We start from the raw sequence: 21701 nt of genomic DNA on the forward strand, positions 1-21701 counted from the left end.
GGGTCGGGCTCCGGCGCCGGCTCCGAGCTGGGATCCACTCCAGGCGCGGTCTCCCCGATCGGATCGGGTTGAGCGGGGCCGTCGGCAGGCGGTGCCAACGACAACAGCGAGGAGAACGAGAGAATCGAGAGAATCGAGAGGTTCACCAGGCTCCGTTCAGGCGAGGCCCAAATCGCGGCGAGGCTACTCAGCAAGTGTCACGGCACCGTGACAGCACGGTGTCGTTGTTACCAAGATCAGTCTTTGTGACGCGAAACGAGCTTGTTCGAAGCGATCCAGTTTCGAGCCTGACACGATGATGGAATCTCGCAAATCACGCATGTGCGCGCCGCGAGCGTGTCACGGTCCTGACACATTGCTGAAACTGCGGAGTATAGGTGCGATCATCAGCGTGATCAGCCCGGCGAGCGGCGGCAGCAACAGGCACGCGAGCACGCGCATGGCCGTCAGGCGCGGGCCGAGGATGCCGACCTCGATCGGGAGCCGGATCAGCGAGAGCAAGCTGAACGATACGAGGTAAGTGATGATCACCGCCGCCCCCGCGCCAGCCTTGGCCAGCCCGGCTGCGAGCGGCAGCCCGACCAGCGATCCGGCTGGCGTGGCGATGCCCGCGAGCGTGGCAATCGCGATCCCGCGTGGCCCCGAGGCGTCCGAGAGCCAGTGCTCGACGACTTGCTTGGGCAACAGCACCTCGATGAAGCCCATCATCAATATGGCGATCACCAGCACAGGCACGAACTTCAGGCCCGTATCACCCGATGCACGAAAGGCCTGACTCAGTCCCTCGCTGCCGGCTCGAAAGTAGGTCGTGACAATCAGCACCAGCAGCAACGCCGCCATGAAGATCACTACATTGGTCATGCTGCCCTGCCTGCGCTCTGGCTGTGGATCTGGTTGGGGGGTGGAAGCGCCGTTCATGTTGGCTGTGGCTCCGCGTCAGCGAGGATCGTGACGATCCCGGTGTCGCCGTCCACGCGGATCCGCTGTCCGCTGGTGATCACGCGGGTCGCGTCGTCGAGCCCGACCACCGCGGGAATTCCATACTCACGAGCGACGACCGAGCCGTGGGTCATCAGGCCGCCGACCTCCATCACCAGCGCCGATGCGTGAATGAACAGCGGCGTCCAGCCGGGATCGGTGAATGGCGCGACGAGGACCTCGCCTGCGTGCATGACCTCGGTGGTGGGATCCATGATCACCCGCGCGATGCCCTCGACGACCCCACCCGACGCCGACACCCCCGCGAAGGTACCGGGCGGGAGCTCGGCGGCGCGGGGCGGTCGGGGGATCTCGCCCTCGCTGGTGATCACGCGGGGTGGCCTGAGCTTGGCGTAGCCACGATATTCGTGGCGCCGCGCCACGACCAGCTCCTGCATGGGCTCACCCGCGACCGCCCGCTCGATCTCGTCGTAGTTGAGCCACCAGACGTCCGCGATCTTGGCCAGGCGCTGGGTCGCGACCAGATCTTCGGCGACCTGGAGCACTGCGCCGCGGACCAGGAAAAACCCCCGCATGATGATGAACTTGGGGTGCTCGCGCAGCGACAGGCCCAGGCGCATGCGCGGGATCAGCCGCCGGATCAGCCAGCGCCGAGCGAACGGCGCGTCGTCGATCAGGCCCTGAGCGGACTGTTCGGCGGCCTGCTCGGCGGCGCGCTGCTGGGTTCGGTGGCCGCCAATGCTGCGATCGCGCAGCATGCCCGCGAGCGCCTGCAGCAAGCTGCTTGGATCCTCGGCCCAGCGGGTCTTGGTCATGTCGATCTCTCCGGCCGCCCGGTGGCCATAGCGATCCAGGAAGGTCTGCCAGCCAGACAGCAATTCTTGGGCACCCTCGACACCCGCGAGCTCCGCCGGCCGCAGCAGCACGCTGACGTCGTGTCGAACACGCTCGTAGAGGGCGTCGTGGGTGCGCACGATGTCGGCGAGGTCGCCGAGCTCGAGATCCATCTGCGTGGTGACGTTGCCGTCGAGGCCTCGGGCCAGGTCGGCCACGCGTGGATCGCCCTTGCACAGCCTGGTCAGCAGCTTCCACGAGATCATGCCGCTGAGCACGACATGAAAGGCGCCGAGCATGACGGATCGCATCGAGCCCCACAGCACCTCGCGCGCCGCCTGCAGCCGCTGCGCGGTGTCGGTCGCGGCCGCGATGTGCTCGCTGAATTGGGTCGGGAGCTCGCAGGTCAGGCGTTCGACCGCGGCCCGGCTCACGGCTGGGTCGCGCCACCAGAGCGCCGCCAGCACGTTGCGCAGCACCGGAATCGCCAGATCCCGGGCCAGGAAGCCCAGGTCGGCGCGGGGCCGATCGTCGGCCTGGGTGAAGCCGTCGCGGGTGACGACCTGGCGCAGCAGCCCTGCCATCTGCGCGTCGACGAGCGTCATGACCTGGGGCACGCGCTTGCGGGTGACCCGGCGAAGCATCGCCGGGGTCACGTCCATGTACATGCGCCCGGCCGCTCGACGGATCAGGCGGCAAGGCTCGTCGATCCGCCGCTTCCCGACAGGAAAGGCCTGGGCGATCGTGTCGATGCCCAGCGGCAAGATCGGATCGGTCATGACCTGAATGTGGCTAATACTGATATAGACGTGCAGCCCGTTGTCGTCGCCGCCCTCGGGGATCGGAAACAGCGTGGTGATGGGGCGGGTCTGGACCAAGAACAAGCGCCCGCCCTCGAAGCACCACTCGATGTCCTGCGGGGTGCCATAGTGGGCCTCGACGCGGTTAGCGAGCTCGACGAGCGCGGCCAGCTGCGCGTCGTCCAGGGCCCGCTTGGTGCGTCGCGCGGGGCTGACCTCGCGCGGCTCGGTGCCGTTGGCCGTGCCGACGATCTCGATCGCCTTGGCGCCCAGTCGCTGATCGAGCAGCGCGCCGCTGCGGCGATCAATTCGATAATTGTCGGCCTCGACGATGCCCGAGACCAGCGCCTCACCGAGGCCCCAGCTCGCGTCGATCGAGGCCACGCCGCGGTGCCCGCTGAGCGGGTCGGCGCTGAACATGATGCCCGAGACCTCGGACTGGACCATGCGCTGCACGACCACGCTGAGCTTGGCGATCGTCGATCCAAACCCATGCTGGCGCCGATACGAGATCGCCCGATCCGTGAACAGGCTGGCCCAGCAGGCGCGCACCCGATCGAGCAGGCGCTCGAGCCCGCGCACGTTCAGGTAGGTGTCCTGCTGGCCCGCGAACGAGGCCTCGGCGAGATCCTCGAGGGTCGCGGACGAGCGCACGGCCCACGCGTGATCGCCCTGGACCTGCTCGAACGCGACGCGGATCTGCTCGGCGATCGGCGCAGGAATTGGCGTGCGCTCCAGCTGCTCGCGCAGCTGGGCCCCGAGCCGCCGGACGCCGTCGAGGTCGTCGGGCGCGAGCGCGTCGACCTGGTCCATGAGCTGGACCGCGCTCGAGCTCGCCGCGAGGAATTCGTCGAATGCCTCGGTCGTGACGCAAAACCCGTCGGGCACGGCGACACCTGCCGCGACCATCTCACCAAGGTTGGCGCCCTTGCCCCCAACCCGAGGCAGATCAGTCGCGCGTATGTTTGAAAAGGGCAGAATGTATGTGGTCATGGTGTCGCTCCAAACGCGGCCAAAAACGCGCTCACGACCCGCTTGGCGCTCGCGTCAATGTCGATCTTGGCGTCCGGCTCGAGGCGCCGGAGGAACACGGGCTCGGCCAGGGTCATCGCCAGCCAGTACGAGACGAGCACGTTGGGGTGCACCTCGATGAGCTGGCCCCGGGCCGAGGCCGCCTTGAAGTACGCGCTCAGGAGCTTGCGCGTGGAGCGATTCGAGTCGCGCAGCCGCCTCAGAGACGCGGCGGCGCTCGAGTCCGTCATGGCGGCGAGCAGCAGGCCGGGGCTGCGCTCGGCCAGGCTGATCGCCGTGCGGGCGATGTAGCCCAGCACCTCCTCGATCGGCTTGCCGCTAGCGATCCGCTGACCGGCGCCCTCGCGGGGGCTGATCTGATCGAGGAAGGTGGCCATCAGCGCGTCGCGGTCGCCAAAGCTGCGGTACACCGACATCACGCTGACACCGGCCACTTGCGCGATGTCTTCAATTGTCACGTTGAGATCACCCTGCACGCCGACCCGGTGCTGCATGGCCTCGAGGATCCGCTGGCGGGCGGACGCAGGCGTGCCCAGCTCGACCCCGTCTGCGCGCAGCTGCTCGAGCAGGGCTTCCTTGCTGGCGAAGCGGCGATACAAGGTCGCGCGAGAGATGCCCGCGTGGCGAGCGACCGCGTTCATTGTCAGGTGCTCGACACCCTTGGACTCGGCCAGGGTGCGGGCGGCCTCGATGATCTGGTCCGTCTGTGTGTCCATGTTGAACGGTCGGCGATCTCTGATACGTCATGTTATGGCACGCTAACATGAGGTGTCAAGCACGAGCGCAGCCGTGCCGTTTGCAACCCAGCCCGGTCCCGGAAACAATGTCCCCAGGCATGTTGCTCGACCCGATCCCCGTCCCGGCCCAGCTCGACGTCACCGTGTTTCATGGGATCGTGACCAACTCGCCGCAGATGCTGGAGTTCTTCGACCTGCTTCGCCGCGCCGCTCGAAGCGGCGCGAGCATCCTGATCCGGGGCGAGAGCGGGACCGGCAAGGAGCTGGCCGCGGCCGCGATCCACCGGCTCTCGCACCGCCGCGAGCGGCCGTTCAAGGCGATCAACTGCGCCACGCTGACCCCGGAGCTGGCGGCCTCGGAGCTGTTTGGTCACGTGCGTGGGGCCTTCACTGGGGCGATCCGCGAGCGGGCGGGGCTGTTCGCGCTGGCCGACGGCGGGACCGTGTTCTTGGACGAGGTCGCCGAGCTGTCACCCGACATTCAGGGCCGGCTGCTGCGGGTGCTGCAAGAGCGGACCTTCGTGCCGATCGGCGGGACCGAGCCGGTCCAGGTCGACGTGCGGCTGCTGGCGGCCACCAACAAGTCGCTGCGCGACGAGGTCGAGCGGCGGCGGTTTCGTGAAGACCTGATGTATCGGATCCGCGTGGTCCCGCTGTTCTTGCCGCCGCTGGTCGAGCGCGAGGGAGACATCGAGACCCTGACCTGGCACTTCATTCGGCAGTTCAACGCCCGCGCAGATCAGCGCCAGCGCGGCCGCGGCGACGCCGATGATGACGACATTCCGTGGCGGCAGATCGAGGCCCTGGCCCCCGACGCGCACGCGCGGCTGCTGGCCTACCACTGGCCGGGCAACGTTCGAGAGCTGCGCAATGTGATCGAGTACGTGTTTGCGATCGGCGAGGGCGAGCTGCTCGAGGGCCACGAGCTCCCGCCCGAGCTGCGCGGTGAGCCGCCGCCACGAACGACGCGGCTCCACCCGCACCCGATGTCACCCGCCGACGAAGAGCGCGCGCGGATCCTCGAGGCGCTGCGGCTTGCGAACGGGCTCAAGAGCCGGGCGGCGGAGCTGCTGGGTATCAGTCGGACCACGCTGTGGCGAAAGCTGCGGGAGCTCGACCTCCCGGACTGAGCCCGCGGCCGGGCGCGACGTGGAGCCAGAGAAGATCGCTTACGAGCACGCGCCGCTCAGCTCGGGGATCGCCGCGGCCAGGTCAGCCTGCGTGGGTGTCGATCTCGTGAGCTGCCGCCGCCTCCGACCACGCCTCCGACGTATGCGCCGGAGGCGCCCATCCGCGCGAGACACCAGAATTTGACTGGACTCGCCGGCCCGAATTCGCATCCACTTCGGCATGCGTAACCTACCACTGACGTCCTTGCTGACCTGCTCGCTGCTCCTCGCGTGCTCTGACGATCAACCCATCGAGTCGGCGACCGCGACGGCGACCGAGACGGCCGGCGATGGCGACGGTGATCCTGGCGACGGCGATGGTGATCCCGGAGACGGCGATGGCGATCCCGGTGACGGTGACGGCGACGGCGACGGCGACGGCGAAGGTGATGGCGACGGTGAAGGCGATGGCGACGGCGACCCGGGCGTCTGTGGCGACGGCAACGTCGATCCAGGCGAGGAGTGCGACGACGGCAACGGCCTCGACGCCGACGCGTGCACCAGCGAGTGCCTGAACGCGGTGTGTGGCGACGGGATCACCCAGGCCGGCGTCGAGGGCTGTGACGACGGCAACACCGAGGACGGCGACGGCTGCAGCTCCACGTGCATGCTCGAGAGCTGCGGCGACGGGGTCCTGCACGACGGCGAGGAGTGTGACGACGGCAACGAGGTCGGCACGGATGAGTGCACCAACCTGTGCACGGTCGCGGTGTGTGGCGACATGGTCGCGCAGGAGGGCGTCGAGGAGTGTGACGACGGCAACGACGTCGACACCGACGCGTGCACCAGCGCCTGCGTTGCCGCGACCTGCGGCGACATGCTCATTCAAGAGGGCGTGGAAGAGTGCGACGACGCCAACATGGACGACACCGATGCGTGCACCAACGAGTGCACGATCGCGGTCTGCGGAGATGGCTCGCTCCACGCGGGCGTCGAGGCCTGCGACGACGGCAACCTGAGCGACGACGACGCCTGCGTCGGGATGTGCGTGGACGCGGTCTGCGGAGACGGCTTCGTCCACGTCGGGGTCGAGGAGTGCGACGACGCCAACATGATCGACAACGACGCGTGCAGCAATTCCTGCGTCGCGGCCGAATGTGGTGACGACGTCGTGCAGCTCGATGAAGAGTGCGATTTTGGCGATGTGGTGCCCGGCGACGGCTGCTCGGACAGCTGCCTGTGGGAGAAGCGCATCGCGTTCGTGACCACCACGACCCATACCGGGAACCTCGGTGGTCTCGCGGGCGCCGATCTCATCTGCAACACGCGGGCGGCCGCGGCCAACCTGCCCGGTACTTACTTGGCGTGGATCTCGACGGGGCAAGGCTCGCCGTCGACCCGCTTCGTGCAGTCGAGCGTGCGCTACGAGATGACCAACGGCGCCAAGATCGCTGATGACTGGGCGGATCTGACCGACGGCACGCTGGATACGTCCTTCAACAAGACCGAGCTCAACACGACCCCACCGGTCGCCAGCATCAGCTGCAACAACACCAATCGCATGACCTGGACGGGGACCAACGCCGACGGGACCGCGGGGGCCAATACGTGCAGTGGCTTCACCTCGACGGTGGACACCGGGGCGGTCGGGCGCAACACCACCACCGACTCGACCTGGTCGGTGTGCAACGCGGCGGCGACCTGTTCGGTGACGGCGCCGATCTACTGCTTTCAGCAGTAGGGCCGCGGGCGGTCGTCAGCTCGGGCCAGGCTTCTCGTCGGTGCGACGCGCGACCGTGTTAGGGTTGCGACGGTGCCCCCCGAGCCTGAGCCCGAGCCTGATCCGGAACCCGAGACCGCGCAGCCGGTGCCCGGCGAGCCGCCGGAGCCCGAGACCGCGCAGCCGGTGCCCGGCGAGCCACACGACGAGCCCGAGGAGCGAGCGCCGCTGCCACGCCTGGTCTTGGGGGGTCGCTCGCCCGAGCCGGTAGTCTGGCGGATCCACGGCGCGCTCGCGCCAGAGTCGGCGAGCCAGACCGGCGCCTCGATCCCGTGCACGACAACCTTCGCCGCGCGCCGGGCCCAGCGTGAGGTCGTCGAGAACGGCGGCCCAACGGGACCAAAAGCTCCGCTGCGCGGCGTCCTGGGTGGGCCCATGCCCGCGCATGATCGATCGGGTTCGCGGGCCCGGGTCGGCGTGGAGGTCGTGCTCGAGGACCAGCTCGTCACGCCGAGCTCCGAGCACGTTCGTCGCCGAGCCCGCCGAAAGCCATAGGCTCGCGCGCGCTCCAGGTGGCGAACCGGGCCCACGCGTCATCGTCCCACATGCTCATGGGCGCGGCCTCGGACAGCGCCAGCGCGTGGAGCTGCTCGTCGGCGTTCGCGTCGATCAGCTGCTCGATCAGCTCGACCGTCACGCGATCGCTGTCGACCGTAGCGAGCACCCCGTGGGTCAGCCGGTCCGCGATCCGATCGCGACCAGCGTCGCGCAGCAGCGTCCACAGGCGCGGGTGGGTCCTGGCGGTCGGGCTGGTCTTGACCACCCCCTCACAGGTCAGCGCGATCGCGTGCGGCTCCTCGCGGTACCACGCGCGCGCGCTCCAGTGGACCGTCGCAACATAGCCGTGGCGCCGGCCCGCCACCTCGCAGACCAGCTGCAGCTCGATCGCTCGCCCGAGCACGCCGGGGATCGGCGTCGTGTGCTTGCCCGGCGGGATCGATACCCGCGCGAGTCGGTCATGACCCAGCAAGTGCTCGAGCACCTGGGCGTCGGGCTCGAGTCGGGGCAGCGCGCCGCGGTAGAGCTCGATCCGGCTGGGTGGATCGGGCGGGCGCAGACTGACCTCGTCTGGCCACATGGGATCGTACCCGGCGTAGCTGCGCGGGCTCACGTGCGCCGTGGTCCCGCGATCCATCAGCACGAACACCACCGTCAGCGTCATGCAGATCTCATCGAGCAGCGGAAACACGACAGTGCGCAGCCGTCGGTTGCCCTCGGCGATCCACGGCGTCGCGTCGGCGAACTCCGCGTCCTCGCAGATCAGCACGACCTCCATGTCGTGCACGCCGATGTTGGTGCGATCCCCAAACGAGCAGGCCCCCAGCTCGGACAGACCCAGCGTCGCCCCCACGAAGGGGATCGCGTAGTCGTTGGCGATGCGCCGGACCACGACCCCGAGCTCGGGGAACACGGCGCGAAACAGCCACGACAGACCGATCGGCGCGTCGAGCCCGAACACCCGCAAGAAGTCGCGGCAGGTCCGGGGCCAGTCGGCGATCGCTCGCTCCGGGCGCTCGCGAGCGAGGCGCACGTGCAGCAACGAGCGATCGAGCGTGTGCAGCAGCTCGAGCACCGCGTCGTGGCTGTCGATGTCGTTGAAGAAGCGCTGGAAGTAGGTGGGCAGCGGCGAGCGACAGCTGAGCAGCCCGAGATTGACGATGACGACGACCTTGCCGCCCGCGCGCTCGGGCTCGACCCGGGGGGGAAAGTCGATCGTGTGGATCAAGGTCGGCTGCGGGCCCCGAGCCCGGTGACCGCGAAACTCGATGTCCTCGGGCGCGTAGCCGATCGACCCCAGCAGATCGAGCAGCGCACAGACCTCGAACTCGCGGATCCGCGAGCTGATCAACGCCTCGAGCGCGTCGAGATCGGGTCCATGGCGCGCGGCGGTGGGCATCAGTCGTTGATGAAGCCGTCGAGGTCGGCGCGGTAGAGCTGGTCGAGCACGCGCCGGGCCGCGCTGTCGTCGTTCCAGTGGCGCTCGAGCTCGTGCACGCAGCGGCGCAGCAGCTTGAAGTGTTGGGCAAACAGCGAGGGCAGGTAGGTGATCGGGTCGAACGAGTCGATGATCGTCTGGACGTCGCGGGCGATGATCGCGGCCTTGTCGAGCTCACCGCGGGCGAGCACCAGCTCGAACCCGCGGAGCTTGTCGCGCAGCTCGGCGAGCGCGGGTGAGTCGAATTGCGCGTCGGCGGTCGGGTTGGGGGGTGCCGCTGGCATGAAGGCGGGGCCGCGGTCGCGCGGGTCCATGCGCGCGGCGGCGAAGCGCTGGCCCCCGGCGTGCGCGTCGGGGTCGTCATCGTCATCGTCAACCAGCTCGCTGTCGGGCTCGTCGTCGTCGTCGGGCTCGTCGTCGTCGTCGTGCTCGTCATCGTCGTCGGGCTGGGGGACGAACGCGGTCGCCGTCGGCTCGTCCAGATCAGCGTCGGGTTCGTCCCAGCTGGGCGCGCGCGGGGCCTCGTCGTCGAGCACGGGGGGGCTGACCTCAGCCTCGACCACCGGCACCGGCTTGGGCACCCGCGCAGCCGCGGGGCCGAGCTTGGTCGTGGCCCACCGGGCCAGCTTGCGCAGCATCGCCGTCCCGCCCGCGGACTTCACCAAGATCCGCTCGCTGCGGGCGGCGATCTCCTGCACGTGGGCGGGCATGACCTGCTGCAGCCACGCGTCCCAGGTCGCGTCGCGCTGCTGCGTGTGAAAGGCGACGCGGTCGGCGATCGCCCGAAACAGCCACTGCATGGCCGAGTCGATCGCCTGCGTGGTCGGCTGATCGAGCAGCCGCTCGACGCTGGCCAGCACGTCGGGCAGCGCCGTTGGTCCGCGCTCGACGAACAGCCCGACCAAGTACACGGCGATCAGGCGCACGTCATCGTCGGTGCCGCGCAGCAAGTCGGCGGCCTGCTCGGCGGCGTCGAGGTAGTCGCCGCGATCGGCGAGCGCCAGCAGCTTGTGGGCGACCCCGTTGGTGTGGGGGTCGACGCCCGGCGGCCGCGACTGGCGGCCAAGCAGCTCGGCGGGCAGTGGAAGACGCTCGCTCATGAGACCGACAACTTCACCTGTCCGGGGCTGAGCACAGTGATCGCGCCGCCGTAGCTGCAGGTGAGCGTGCAGCTGCTGTCGACGGCGGGCTGGCCCCCGTTGATGGTCTTGGTCGCGCCAGGGGCCCACGGTGCCGCGGTCGCGGGGACGCATGGCATCGGCGTGAGCACCCCGAGCGCGGCCGCGGTCGCGGCGGACACGGTTGGGTTGGACATCGACGTGCACGCGCCAAATGGGGCGACGTTGGTGATCGGCGCGTTGGTGGTGAGATTGGCCGACGGCGGCGCGTTGGTCAGCACGGTCCCGGGCAGCGCGATCAAGCTCGAGGGTGCCACGCCAAAGCTGCACATCATGGTCGCGCCGGTACACACTGCGGTTGCCATCGTCGTTGGATCCTCTCGGTCAGGCAGGGGCGGGGCTCGACTCGAGCGCGTGACGCAGCGCGGTCAAGCGGGCGAACACGGGCGACTTGATCTTGCGAAACAAGGTCCCGCTCAGATACTGGGCCTGGCACCAGTCGTGATCGACCAGGCCGGCCTCGGTGCGCGCGTAGCAAGGAAATAGCTCGATGTGGTCGGGTAGGAATTCGGGGGCCAGCCGGGTCTCGAGCACGCGGGTGAGCTCGGCGACGCGCAGCGGCTTCAGCTCGGCGAACCGCTCGGCCGCTTCGTCGCCCGTGAAGCCGAGCAGCACGAACCGGTGAGCGACGGTCGGGCCGCCCGCCGTCACCGCGACCACGCTCGCGGCCTGCAGGAACGGACAGTCGGCGAGGGTCGCGAGCACCTCGTCGCTGGGGTACACGCGACCGCAGCGGCGCGGCTCGATCGTGCCGCCATGGAGGTACTCGGCGCCGCGCCGCCGACCCATGGCGATGTAGACCGGCTCGACCGGCTGACCGTCGGAGGCGCGGGCAAACACGCCGACGTCGGCAACCGCGAGCTGACCGCTGCCCGTGAAGTCGAGCAGCGCCCACTCGAGCCCCGCGGCCGGGGAGACGTTCATGAGCTCGGCCAGCCACGCGTGGCCCGGACGGCGCGGCGAGACCAGCAGCGAGCCGCCCGACGCCGCCTCGATCAACACGTTCGACATCGGCGTGTCGCGCAGGTCGAGCAGCTCGACGAACTCGCGCCACGCCTCCCAGTCTGTCGGCTCGTCGGGGTTCTTGAACACGTGGGCCCAGCGCGGCCGCTGCCCGGGTGGACGCGCGACGAGGGCGTCGCGCACCGCCGCGGTGACGCCCACGCTGCGCAGCGAGAACCCGTCGAGCAGGGTCAGGTCAGCCACGAGCGCGGCCTCGCTGATGTGGACGAAGGTCGCGCCCATGATCAGCGCCGCGAACAGCAGCGCCGGTTGATGTTGCAGGGTGTGGAACCCGGGCGCGGCCAGCTCATCACCGGGCCGCAGCGCCAGGCTGACCGCGCCATCTCGAAGCGCGCCGAGGTAGGCCGCGTCGCAGCTCAGCGGCACCGGCTCGGGCGGGCCCCGCCGCAGCGGAGACAGCAGCGCGCAGCAAGCTTCGCCAGTCAGGTACGCGTGGGAGCCCGCGAACGGTCGCGCGGCCGGGCCATCGAGCGCCAGCAGCTGGGCGCCGTGGTCACCGAGTCGGACCTCATAATAGGGCTCGGTCGCGAGGTACTCGGGCGCGAGCGCGGCGATCCGAGCGGCGAGGTAGTCGGGCCCCTGCGGCTCGACCAGCGACACACAGGCGCCGAGGCGCAGGCCCGTGAGCAGCGAGACCACGCACTCGATCCCCCACGGCAACGCCACGCACAGCGCAGCCCCCGGGCCGATCCCTTGCGAGGCCCACCACGCCGCCCGCAGCGTGCAGCGGGCGTGGAGCTGATCGAACGAGAGCGTCTGCCAGCGCCGCTCGACCGGCGCGCGCTCGTCGTACACGCGAATGGCCGCCCGCCCGGTCCCGACCTGGCGGACCACTAGATCGTGATAGAGGTCGTAGCGCTGGCCCAGCGAGCTCGTGGGCCCTGGTTCGCTCGTCTTGCCCGCGACCGCATGCAGCGCGGCGAAGAAGCTCGCGGGCGCCGTGTGGCTGTTGGTCAACCACCGTAGATCAGCGCGGCGTCCGTTCCCGGGCGCGATCAGGGCGAAGGCCGCGGAGATGTCGTCGTGTTGCAATTGCGATCAGCCGGGCAATGGGCATTCGCAGGATAGGCGGGCTGGAAACTGGGCCCTAATTTCGCTCCAATCAACACACTGACGATTACGCTGACATAACTGGAAAGCGCGATCTTGTTTCCGCGCGAGAACTAAGTGCGCTCAGGCGACCGCTTTCTTGACAATGATCTGGCTCACGCACGAACATGCCCGCGCGATACTGGATAGGAGCGTCAGCGCCATGGCGCACCCCGAACGATTAAAAGGCGAGCCTTCTGCCAGGGGCCCACACCCATCCGGTACGACGTGGGTGCTGGTGGCGGCCCTGCTCGGGCCCTGCATCGGCACGGGGTGCAGGGCCAGCGGCACGGTTGCGCCAGGGCGGCACGACCCCAAGCTGCTCGACCCGATTCTCGCCGAGCTGGGGCTGCACACGGCCCAGCGCAGCAACGACGGGCGGCCGTTTCATGTGTTGGTCCGCGCTGTCACGCGCGAGCAGTTCGCCAACGACGACTACACCGCCGTCGCCAAGCTAGTGATGGCACCCGATGACTCGGTAATTAAAGACATCGTGGTGTTTCCGGGGCAGGGGTATCGCGTGGACCTCGAGCTCGACGAGATTCCTGAAGGGATCGGCGTTTATGGCCTATACACGGGGCCGGAGTGGGAGTCGTGGAAGACCTATGTCGAGTGGGGTGACGCCCTGGACGTGTACCTTGGACCGGCCTCCGGCGTATTCGCCGCCGCCGACATCGTGCCCGATCCCGCGAATGCGCCCGAAGGCTCCGGCGAAACCACGTCCAACCCGGAGGAACACCGGGACGTCAGCCAAGTCAGCGACGAAGAAGCGGGCGACGAAGAAGCGGGCGAGCCGAACAACGTACTCGCAGTCAAGCTGGCCTACAGCCACGCGTTGACCCCCCCGCCTAGTGAGGACGGCAGCCGGCCTGATCGACCCGTAGGCTTCATCCTCTCGTACGAACGCGTGTTGCTCGAGGACTGGCTCGCGCTCGAGATCTCCAAGCCGTTCTACTTCTCCTCGGGTCGCCTCGACTCTCCGTTCGAGGTGTTCCTCAAGTGGAACCGTCGGTTTGGACAGTTCGAGCCCGCAATCGGCGTCGGTATCGCGTCGAATGTCCGGGTCTTCCACAGTGGCCGCCAGATCGACGAGGGCGTCAACTATGAGCTGTCGCTCGGCGTCGCCGCGACGACCAGCATGGCGTACTGGTTCAACCGCCGCTGGGGCCTCGAGCTCGAGGTCAACTACGGATACATCCCGCTCGCTGCCGAGGTCGAGCACGAGCTGAACCTGGCGCTGGGGCCTCTGTTTGCGTTCTAGACTCGCGCGTCGAGCAGGGACGCGAGCTCGTCACAGCGCTGGCGGACCAGGTGCAGGCGGCGGCCCAGATCAGCGCGCCGCTCGGGGGTCATGTCGTCGAGGGCGTCGAGATCGCCAAATGCCTCGTCCTCGTCCAAGAGCACCTTCTCTGCGTGCTCGATCGAGCGTGCAAACCGAGGCTTTCGCGGCCGGCCACCCCGCGAGGACTTGTACCGGTTTCGGCTCATGGCCGCCGCTTGCTCGATTGCGCTGGTTGTCCACTGCTGCTCGGCGGCGAGCTCGAGCAGGCGATCCTGCTCGGGTGCTGGCAACCCCAGCACGGCGCGGATGTGGCAGGCGGACAGCTCGTCCCACATTGGGTGATCGGGCACCCTGACCTTGAGCTCGTAGATCCCGAGAGCGCGAAATAGCGCGGAGGCGCTGATCGTGAGCGAGGGGTCCATGGCCAGCCGTCGCAGCGAGTGCTCCTTGGTGCCACGTCGCCGCCAGCTGTCGAGATCCCCCCCGTAGAGCTCTTCCACGACGGCCTGTCCGACCGCGAGGGCCAGCTGCAGCGTCGTACAGCCGACCAGATTGTTGATTCGAGCGGTCGCACGCTCGACGCGGGCGGTCGTGTCGGTCCGAGACTTCGAACGCGTCAGCATCACGATTCATAAATACAGGGACATAGGATCAGTGTAAACACAAATCTCGCTGCTATCCGTCTTGCTCGCGAACCGCAGCGACTGTCCGACTGTCCGACGGTCCAGTCGCAACCTCGCGCAAATGTAGCTCGTTGTTTCCGCGCGGAAACGAGGCCAATGTTCTCGCGCGGAAACAGTTGTTCCATCGCTGAATTTGCACACTTTATCAGACGTAAAATGGACAGTGCTCAATCACCGCTGCCTGTGGTGAAAGCGGCAAGTTTTTTGGGGCCGCATTGAGTTGTCGTCGATAGTAGCAAATGCACAGCCCACGAAGGCCGATCCCATGAGTAAGCCAGTTCCTCGATCACGACTCAATATCACCTACCGGACCAAGATCGACGGGAAGCCGAAGAAGGCCAAGCTGCCTATGCGCTTCCTCGTGCTTGGTGACTTCACCAACCACGACCGAAGCCTGCTTGGTCAGCGCCGGGTCCACTCGATCCTCCCGGGCATGAAGCTCGGCTCGTTCATGGAAGAGCTGAAGATCTCGGCGCCGATCGACGAGCCGAGCCTGCAGGAGACCCTGCGCGGCGCGCTGACCGGGCAGATCACGGGCAAGTTCACCAGTCAGCCGGCCGAGGACGCGACCGAGGGCAGGCTCAAGATCAGCGGCATCGGAGTGGTCGAGGGGAAGCTCTCGGACAATGGCCTGGGCAGCTTCGCTGGCGCCGTCGAGCTCAGCGGCGAGATCGTGCTGCCGGTCGACAACATGAAGGTCGCCCTGCCTGAGGACGCTCCCACTGAGGTCACGGTCACGCTGTTTGGCAAGGTCGAGCCGCCGCCCGGGGCCGAGATCGGTGTGACCGGCAACGTCGAAGCCAAGGTCAAAGTACAGATCCACGCCAACGCCCTCGAAGACGAGGACACGATGATCGATCTGCGAAGCGACGTGGTCGGCGCTGGCGTCCCAGTCGCGGTCACGATCCCGATACGCTCGATCAACGACTTCAAGCCCGCGAACATCGCCGCCAGCGTACCGGAGATCCGCCGTTTGGTGCTGCTGCACCGCCTGGTGCTCGAGGCCCGCAACTACATCTCGAGCTTTCCGGAGCTGCGCGAGGTGGTCAAGGCCGAGCTCGCCGAGACCAAGGCGGCGGTCTCGAACAAAGACGCCCCGGTCGCGGGCGCAGACACCCGACTCGGCATGCTCCGCAGCGAGCTGCAGGCGCTCTACCCCCAGTTGAACATCGAACCCAGCGCGAACCAGCCCGTGCGCGAAGAAGACGTCGCCGAATGAGCCCCGCGACCTTGTAGGAGGACACCATGGAAGAAGCACCCAAGACTCTACTTGATAAGCTGATCTTCAGCTCGGGGATGGACCCGGGCAAGCACACCGATGCCGCGCTCGTTCATCGCCCCAGCGATGACAGCAACATGTCGTTTAACGACCGTGACGTCGAATTCTCCTATGCCGACCGGTTCGCCAACTCGTTGGCCGCGCTGTTCGCCAACCTCGAGGTGTTTGGCACCCGCGGTGAGGGCGAGGCCGCCCGTGAGTTCCTGCGAATCGACTCGATCAACACCCTCATGAAGGAGGTCGACACGCTCGCCGATCGGATCGACACGATCATTCAAGCGCGCCTACAGCAGGTCGTGCAGAGCGACAGCGTCCGCAAGCTCGAGGCCTCGTGGCGCTCGCTTCACGACCTCGCCAGCGAGGTCTCGTCCAACGAAGTGATCATCGACTTCATGGACGTGAACAAGGCCGTGCTCGGCGCGGACTTCGAGGATCACTCGAGCTACATCCTCAACAGCGCGCTGTTTCAGAAGGTCTACGTCGACGAGTACGACCGCTACGGCGGGCGGCCGATCGGCGTGATGATCGGGCTCTACGAGTTCGACAGCTCCGTCGAGGACATCGACTGGCTGCAGACGATGTCCAAGGTCTCGGCCGCCGCGCACTGTCCGTTCATCTCCGCTGTCAGTCCGCAGTTCTTCGACGTCGAGAGCTGGGAGGAGCTCGAGCGCAAGGACGACATCGAGGAGCTGCTGGACCTGCCGCAGTTTGGCCGCTGGGCGGCGTTCCGCGAGTCGCACGGCGCGGCCTACATCGGCCTGACGCTGCCGCGCTACATGCTGCGCGCGCCCTACAAGTCGCGCGGGGGCAAGAACGAGATCGTTCGGTTCGACGAGCACATCGACAGTCCGGACGACTACCTGTGGGGCAACGCGGCCGTGCTGTTCGCCCGCAACATGGTCCGCTCGTTTCAGAACTCCGGGTGGTGCCAGCACGTCGCGGGGCCGATCGGCGGCGGGTTGATCAAGGGCCTGCCGGTCGACATGGTCATGCACCACGGGCAGCTCGAGCTGCAGCCGCCGGTCGAGATCGAGATCCCGGACTACCGCGAGCTGCAGTTCGCCAACGCCGGGTTCATCCCGCTGGTCCACTGCAAGGGCACGTCCGACGCGACCTTCTTCAGCGCCCGCTCAATCAAGAAGGCGATCGAATTCGAGGCTGACCTCGACACCAAGAACGCCGACCTGGTCTGCAACCTGGCCTACACCCTGTCGATCACGCGCATCGCCCACTACGTCAAGCGCATGGTCCGGGACTACATTGGCTCGACCGCCGACGCACCCTACATTCAGGCGATGCTCGAGGGCTGGCTGGTCGACTACGTGACGACCGCGGTCAACCCCGACGACCTGACGCTGCTCTACTACCCGTTCAAGGCCATGTCGGTCATGGTCGAGCCCAAGCCCGGGCCGTTTGGCTGGTACAACTGTGTTGTATCGGTGCTCCCACACATTCAGTTCCAAGGGATGGACGTCGAGCTGCGCCTCGAGGCGGCGCTCGGCGGCTAACTCGTGATTGATCCCCACCCAGGAGTCTAGACATGGCTACGTTCCAAAAATCCCTCGATATCTACCAGGGCTACAACTACAAGAAGGACGTCCAAACACCGGTCGGGTTCATCACCGCGCTCAAGATCGGTGACACCGAGCTGACCGCCGACCAGACCTGCAAGGACCCGATGTCGCCCGAGGACGACCTCGTGGTCGTGACCGTGCTCAACGGGGCGCTGTGGGAGCTGGGGGTGACTGACGCGCTGTACTTCGGAGGGCAATTGTCCACCGCGAACAAGCAGAACGTCCAGATGCTCACCTACAAAGATCTGACCAAGGTCGATCTGACCTGCACCTTCGTGGTCTACGACTACGACCCGGTCGAGAAGAAGTACTTCAAGTGCATGCTGCCGACCGACGACGCGACCCTCAACGGTCTGCTCGAGAAGAACGGCGCGGACCTCAACCTCAACGTCGCCGATGACGCGTCGACCGAGGTCCAGTCACCCGAGAACTTCGCGTTCCAGATCGGCATCAAGCCTCAGCCCTCGGCCCAGCAGGTCACGATTGCGACCTCGTTCAGCCAAAAGGTCGTCAAAGCCTGGGGCCTGACGGTGACCTAAAGGGCGGTCCCCAGGGGTAGCAATGAGCGGCAAACTGGCATTTCCGGCGTGGGCGATGGGCCAAGTGCTGCTCCCCGAGCAGTTTCAGGCCCAGCAAGAGGCGTTGCTCGCTCACGTCGGGGTTCGGGCGGCGCTCTCGGGCCTGCCCGCGTACGGGCTGGCGCGCCTGGTGATCAACGAGGAGCTGCTCGCGACCGGGGCGCTGAGCGTCGAGCGGCTGACCTATGTGTTCGCGTCGGGGCTGCTGATTGACACGCCGGGCAACGCGGTGCTGACCAACGCCAACCTCGGCGAGCTGACCGACGACACCGCCTCGATCTACTTGCATATTCATAATGACGTCATCGACGCGACTGACCTGGCCCACTATGTCGATGATCCGCGCAGCGTCACGCGGGTCATCTTTCGGGCCGAGCTCTCGCTCGCGGCTCGGCTCGACGACGCGCGCGAGTCGGTCAAGCTGATGGAGCTGGTCCGCGATCGTGACCGCCGCTGGGTCCTGGGCGCCTACTCGCCGCCGCTGCTGCGCACGGGCGGGGGCGGCTCACCGTTCTTGCGCGACAAGCTGAGCCGCTGTCAGCGATCGGTGCGGGCGGTCGAGGCTCAGCTCGGGCGCCGGATCAAAGACGCGTTCTTGGGTCGCGAGCAGGTGTCGGAGCTGCGCAGGATTCGGGCGGCCGCCTACCGGGTGCTGGCGGTGCTCGCCGATCACGGGTTTGGCGAGGACGCCCAGGTCAAGGTCGCGCTCCACCCGTACATGCTGTTCTCGCTGCTGCGTGACTTCGACCTCGAGGCCGCGATCCTGAGCGAGGACCAGAGCGTGACGCACCCGCGCTATCACCACGAAGATCTCGCGGCCAGCTTCGAGGTGCTGCGCCAGCGGATCGACGGCCAGCTCGGCGCGTCGTCGCTGAATTCCAAGCGGCTCGAGTTCACGCACCGCGCCAGCTGGTACGTCGCCGCGCCGTTCCCCGATGACCTGTGCACGTCCAATGAGGTGTTCTTGATCGTCAAGTCCAGCGGTCCCGAGCCCGTGATGTTCGACGACATCAAGCTGGCCAGCCCGCGCCGGATCGAAGAGATCTACAGCCACGCGCTGGCCGGAGTCCCGCTCACGCCCATGAACGCGACGACGGCGGCGAGCTTCGCCCAGACCTACGGGCGCGACGCAGCTTTTTACGAGGTCGGCACCGCGGGCGATCTCGAGTGGGCCCACGCGGTCAGCGAGCGCGAGCTGTGCTTCCCGAGCTGGCGCGAGCTCGAGGGCATCAGCGCCGTGCTGGTGTGGGGTGGGTGAGCCATGCCGCCGCGCACCCGCTCCTTCATCACGCGATTGACTCGGGCCGAGCCGCGGCCGGAGGTCGAGGACATCGCGTCCAACCTGGGACACGTGCTCAACTCTCGCAAGGCCTGCGCCGTGATCACCGACGTCGGGCTTGGCGACTATGAGATCGCACCCAACGCGCGCGACGCCGTGCTGTTGCTGCAGGCCGAGATCGAGCAACTGGTCCGCCGCTGTGAGCCGCGCATGCGCGACGCCAGCGTGAGCCTGCTCGGCCGCCACGGCTACGCGAACGTGCGGCTCGAGCTGCAGGGCCAGCTCCGCGGGGTGCGGCAGCTGTTCTGGCTGGACCTCAACACGACGACCCGCCGCGTCGACGTCTCGATCGTCGGGGAGCTGGGGCGATGACCGTGCGCTTCACAGATCGCCTGGCCGTGGCCGTCACGCTGACGATCAACGGGACCGCCCACGCGATCCCGGGTGGCAGCGTCAAGCAGGTCGAGCTCGAGCTGACGCTGCACGGCTTTAGTGGGCACGTGGAGTTTGTCATGCTCGACGACAAGGCGGTCGGCGGGGGGTTCTCGGACAAGCTGGCGACCGACTTTCTGACCCAAAATCTCGGCGAGCTCGAGCTCGAGCTGTCGGCGGTGTTCGACCAGGCCGAGGCCGCCGCGAGCCCCGACCCGCTCGCGCTCGCGGGCCTGGTGACCCGGCGCTCGCTCGAGGAGGTGCGGCTGCGCGAGCAGGCTGACCAACCGATCGTGGGCCGCCGCTACCGGGTGTGGTTCGCGGATCCGGCCCGGGTGCTGTGGACGCAGCACTTTCCCTGCCGGCTCTACACCCAGGCGCCGCTGACCGACGCGATCGACGAGCAGCTCGGCGACAAGATCACCATGACCTACGACTGGGCCGTGCTCAGCGCGACCCAGCCGCTGTGGTTCGTGCACCTGCCGGTCGAGCACGGCGCGAGCTTCTACGACTTCGTGGTCTGGTACACGGATCGCAACGGAGGCTACTTCGCCTACGACTACGCCGCGGCTGGCTACACGCTCACCGGCACCCGCGACACCTCGGCGACGCCGCTCGAGATGTTTGGCGACGACCTTGGGCGCGTCGAGCTGATCGTGCCCGACACGCCTCGTCACACCGTGGACGTGTGCAACTCCTACGCCGAGAGCGCCAAGACCGTGGTCGGGACCCAGGATCAGAGCGCGACCGGGATTCGTCATGATCGACTGATGCGCAGCTCGATCGCGCAGGACACCGATGATCGCGTCTCGCTCGAGAAGCTGCGCCTGGTGATCCCGAAGCTCGAGGCCCGCGTCGAGTTTGGCCGGATGCCGATCATCGCCCTGGTCCCGGGTGCGATCGTCGAGCTGAAGGCCGCCAACCGGTGGACGACCGGCAGCGCGCTGCTCGACAAGACCTGGCTGGTGCGTGATCTGAGCCTGCGCGCCCAGGCGCTGCCCGGGCCGCTCGACGCGGATCTGCAGCTCGACAGCACCACGTACGCGGTCGAGCTCGGCGTTGCGCTGCAGCAGACCACCGACACGCGCGCGATGCTGCCGGCCTTCAGGCCGCCGCGCTACCCCGGCTATGTCGAGGGCAAGGTCGTCAGCGAGAAGGGCGAGGACGGCGACAAGACCTACCAGAGCACCCGCAACGACGACACCTCGCTCGACGAGTACACGGTCAAAGTGCCGGTGTGGGCCGACCAGACCGTGGCGGCGCCGTTCATCCCGGTCATGGGCTCGGGCAACGTGTACCTGCCCTCCTACCGCGACGAGCGGGTGCTGCTCGCGCTCGAGCTCGACCGCGCGCGGATCTCCAGGCTGCTGGTCTGGCGCGACGGCGCGGCGCTGTCGATGGACGTGCAGGGCGAGCACATCTTGTTCGGCAAGAACCCGAGCAGCAACACCTCCGTCAACCACATCTATGCGGACGACAAGCCCGTGCTCAACGTCGCGCGGACCAACGACGTCGACACGGCGCTGATCTGCCTGAGCGAGGGCACCTTGCTGCTGCACGTGGAAGAGAAGGACGCGTAGCCATGGCCAAGCTCGTGTGCACGCTGGAGATGAGCAAGGAGCGGGGGGTGACGATCACCGTCGCCAACGCCGACGGCAAGATCACCCAGACCGTGACCATGGACGGGACCACGCTGTGCCTGAAGGTCGCGGGCGAGGAGGAGACCAGCACGTGGACCCAGACCGCCGACGCGATCAAGATCGCCTGCAAGGACTTCGAGATCGCCGCCAGCAACTCGATCAAGTGCACGGCGACCGAGACGATCGCGCTGAGCTCCGACAACGGCGACACCTCGGTCAGCTCCGGGGCCAAGATCTCGCAGACCGCCACGACCGACTTCGAGATCGCTGGCGACAACACCAAGATCACCGCGACCACGGCGGCGAGCATGAAGGGCGACACCAGTGAGGTCGAGGGCTCGACCTCGCTGACGCTGAAGGGCACGAGCGAGGCCAAGCTGTCGGGCGCCAGCGTCAGCGTCAGCGCCGACTCGACCCTCGACGCCAAGTCGGGCGGGACCGCCAACTTCGAGGGCAGCATGACCACGATCAAGGGCTCGATGATCACGGCCGGGTGA

General features: G+C 67.5%; 19 protein-coding genes. 11 read left to right on the plus strand and 8 right to left on the minus strand.

Annotation, left to right across the window (positions count from 1 at the left end):
- Positions 1–339: 339 nt before the first annotated feature.
- Genes ENSA7_RS08070 through ENSA7_RS08080 form a run of 3 tightly spaced genes read right to left on the minus strand, consistent with a single transcriptional unit; the run spans position 340 to position 4321 of the window.
- A complete protein-coding gene (locus ENSA7_RS08070; RefSeq protein ID WP_106088635.1) occupies positions 340–918 on the minus strand; it encodes a permease in 579 nt (192 codons plus the stop codon).
- On the minus strand, positions 915–3566 hold the full coding sequence (locus ENSA7_RS08075) for a phosphoenolpyruvate synthase (protein WP_106088636.1): 2652 nt from the start codon (positions 3564–3566) through the stop codon (positions 915–917). The genes ENSA7_RS08070 and ENSA7_RS08075 overlap by 4 nt, the downstream gene beginning before the upstream one ends.
- Positions 3563–4321, minus strand: a complete 759-nt coding sequence (locus ENSA7_RS08080) for a TetR/AcrR family transcriptional regulator (RefSeq protein ID WP_106088637.1) — start codon at positions 4319–4321, stop codon at positions 3563–3565. The genes ENSA7_RS08075 and ENSA7_RS08080 overlap by 4 nt, the downstream gene beginning before the upstream one ends.
- Positions 4322–4440: 119 nt before the next feature.
- Here ENSA7_RS08080 and ENSA7_RS08085 point away from each other — a divergent pair, with 119 nt between their 5' ends.
- The 3 genes from ENSA7_RS08085 (at position 4441) to ENSA7_RS42115 (ending at position 7726) form a co-directional block, all read left to right on the plus strand.
- Positions 4441–5472 carry a sigma-54 interaction domain-containing protein gene (locus tag ENSA7_RS08085; RefSeq protein WP_244923750.1) on the plus strand — a complete coding sequence of 344 codons (1032 nt, stop codon included), beginning with the start codon at positions 4441–4443 and terminating at the stop codon, positions 5470–5472.
- Between the two features lie 220 nt (positions 5473–5692).
- Entirely contained in the window at positions 5693–7192 is a 1500-nt protein-coding gene (locus ENSA7_RS08090) for a DUF4215 domain-containing protein (protein ID WP_106088639.1), read from the plus strand.
- A gap of 72 nt (positions 7193–7264) precedes the next feature.
- Positions 7265–7726, plus strand: coding sequence for a hypothetical protein (locus ENSA7_RS42115; protein WP_146157456.1), 462 nt, complete (start codon positions 7265–7267; stop codon positions 7724–7726).
- Here the strand turns inward: ENSA7_RS42115 and ENSA7_RS08100 are convergent.
- Genes ENSA7_RS08100 through ENSA7_RS08115 form a run of 4 tightly spaced genes read right to left on the minus strand, consistent with a single transcriptional unit; the run spans position 7677 to position 12400 of the window.
- Entirely contained in the window at positions 7677–9128 is a 1452-nt protein-coding gene (locus ENSA7_RS08100; RefSeq protein WP_106088641.1) for a hypothetical protein, read from the minus strand. The two genes, ENSA7_RS42115 and ENSA7_RS08100, sit on opposite strands and share 50 nt — an antisense overlap.
- Positions 9128–10267 (minus strand): type VI secretion system protein IglI family protein, encoded by a 1140-nt coding sequence (locus ENSA7_RS08105; RefSeq protein WP_106088642.1) that lies wholly within the window; start codon positions 10265–10267, stop codon positions 9128–9130. The genes ENSA7_RS08100 and ENSA7_RS08105 overlap by 1 nt, the downstream gene beginning before the upstream one ends.
- Positions 10264–10650, minus strand: a complete 387-nt coding sequence (locus tag ENSA7_RS08110; RefSeq protein WP_106088643.1) for a DUF4280 domain-containing protein — start codon at positions 10648–10650, stop codon at positions 10264–10266. The genes ENSA7_RS08105 and ENSA7_RS08110 overlap by 4 nt, the downstream gene beginning before the upstream one ends.
- A gap of 19 nt (positions 10651–10669) precedes the next feature.
- On the minus strand, positions 10670–12400 hold the full coding sequence (locus ENSA7_RS08115) for an acyl-CoA synthetase family protein (protein ID WP_106088644.1): 1731 nt from the start codon (positions 12398–12400) through the stop codon (positions 10670–10672).
- A gap of 295 nt (positions 12401–12695) precedes the next feature.
- Here ENSA7_RS08115 and ENSA7_RS08120 point away from each other — a divergent pair, with 295 nt between their 5' ends.
- The gene (locus tag ENSA7_RS08120; protein ID WP_146157457.1) at positions 12696–13718 is read left to right on the plus strand and encodes a hypothetical protein; all 1023 of its coding nucleotides are present in this window, start codon (positions 12696–12698) and stop codon (positions 13716–13718) included.
- Here ENSA7_RS08120 and ENSA7_RS08125 read toward each other — a convergent pair.
- A complete protein-coding gene (locus ENSA7_RS08125; RefSeq protein ID WP_106088646.1) occupies positions 13715–14362 on the minus strand; it encodes a hypothetical protein in 648 nt (215 codons plus the stop codon). The genes ENSA7_RS08120 and ENSA7_RS08125 overlap by 4 nt on opposite strands.
- Before the next feature lie 325 nt (positions 14363–14687).
- On the opposite strand from ENSA7_RS08125, the gene ENSA7_RS08130 reads away from it, so the two are divergent.
- The 7 genes from ENSA7_RS08130 to ENSA7_RS08160 are packed head-to-tail and all read left to right on the plus strand — an operon-like array spanning position 14688 to position 21701.
- Positions 14688–15641 (plus strand): type VI secretion system contractile sheath small subunit, encoded by a 954-nt coding sequence (locus tag ENSA7_RS08130; protein WP_106088647.1) that lies wholly within the window; start codon positions 14688–14690, stop codon positions 15639–15641.
- Positions 15642–15667: 26 nt separating this feature from the next.
- Complete coding sequence (gene tssC / locus ENSA7_RS08135) at positions 15668–17209, plus strand: type VI secretion system contractile sheath large subunit (RefSeq protein ID WP_106088648.1); 1542 nt, start codon at positions 15668–15670, stop codon at positions 17207–17209.
- A 32-nt stretch (positions 17210–17241) separates the two neighbouring features.
- Positions 17242–17814: a hypothetical protein gene (locus tag ENSA7_RS08140; RefSeq protein ID WP_106088649.1), complete on the plus strand. Its 573-nt coding sequence runs from the start codon at positions 17242–17244 to the stop codon at positions 17812–17814.
- 22 nt (positions 17815–17836) lie between these two features.
- Entirely contained in the window at positions 17837–19111 is a 1275-nt protein-coding gene (tssK, locus tag ENSA7_RS08145; protein ID WP_106088650.1) for a type VI secretion system baseplate subunit TssK, read from the plus strand.
- 3 nt (positions 19112–19114) lie between these two features.
- Positions 19115–19504: a GPW/gp25 family protein gene (locus tag ENSA7_RS08150; protein WP_106088651.1), complete on the plus strand. Its 390-nt coding sequence runs from the start codon at positions 19115–19117 to the stop codon at positions 19502–19504.
- A complete protein-coding gene (locus ENSA7_RS08155) occupies positions 19501–21144 on the plus strand; it encodes a hypothetical protein (protein WP_106088652.1) in 1644 nt (547 codons plus the stop codon). The genes ENSA7_RS08150 and ENSA7_RS08155 overlap by 4 nt, the downstream gene beginning before the upstream one ends.
- 2 nt (positions 21145–21146) lie before the next feature.
- Positions 21147–21701, plus strand: a complete 555-nt coding sequence (locus ENSA7_RS08160; protein WP_106088653.1) for a hypothetical protein — start codon at positions 21147–21149, stop codon at positions 21699–21701.

The sequence above is a fragment of the Enhygromyxa salina genome (genome assembly GCF_002994635.1).
Classification (GTDB): domain Bacteria; phylum Myxococcota_A; class Polyangia; order Nannocystales; family Nannocystaceae; genus Plesiocystis; species Plesiocystis salina_B.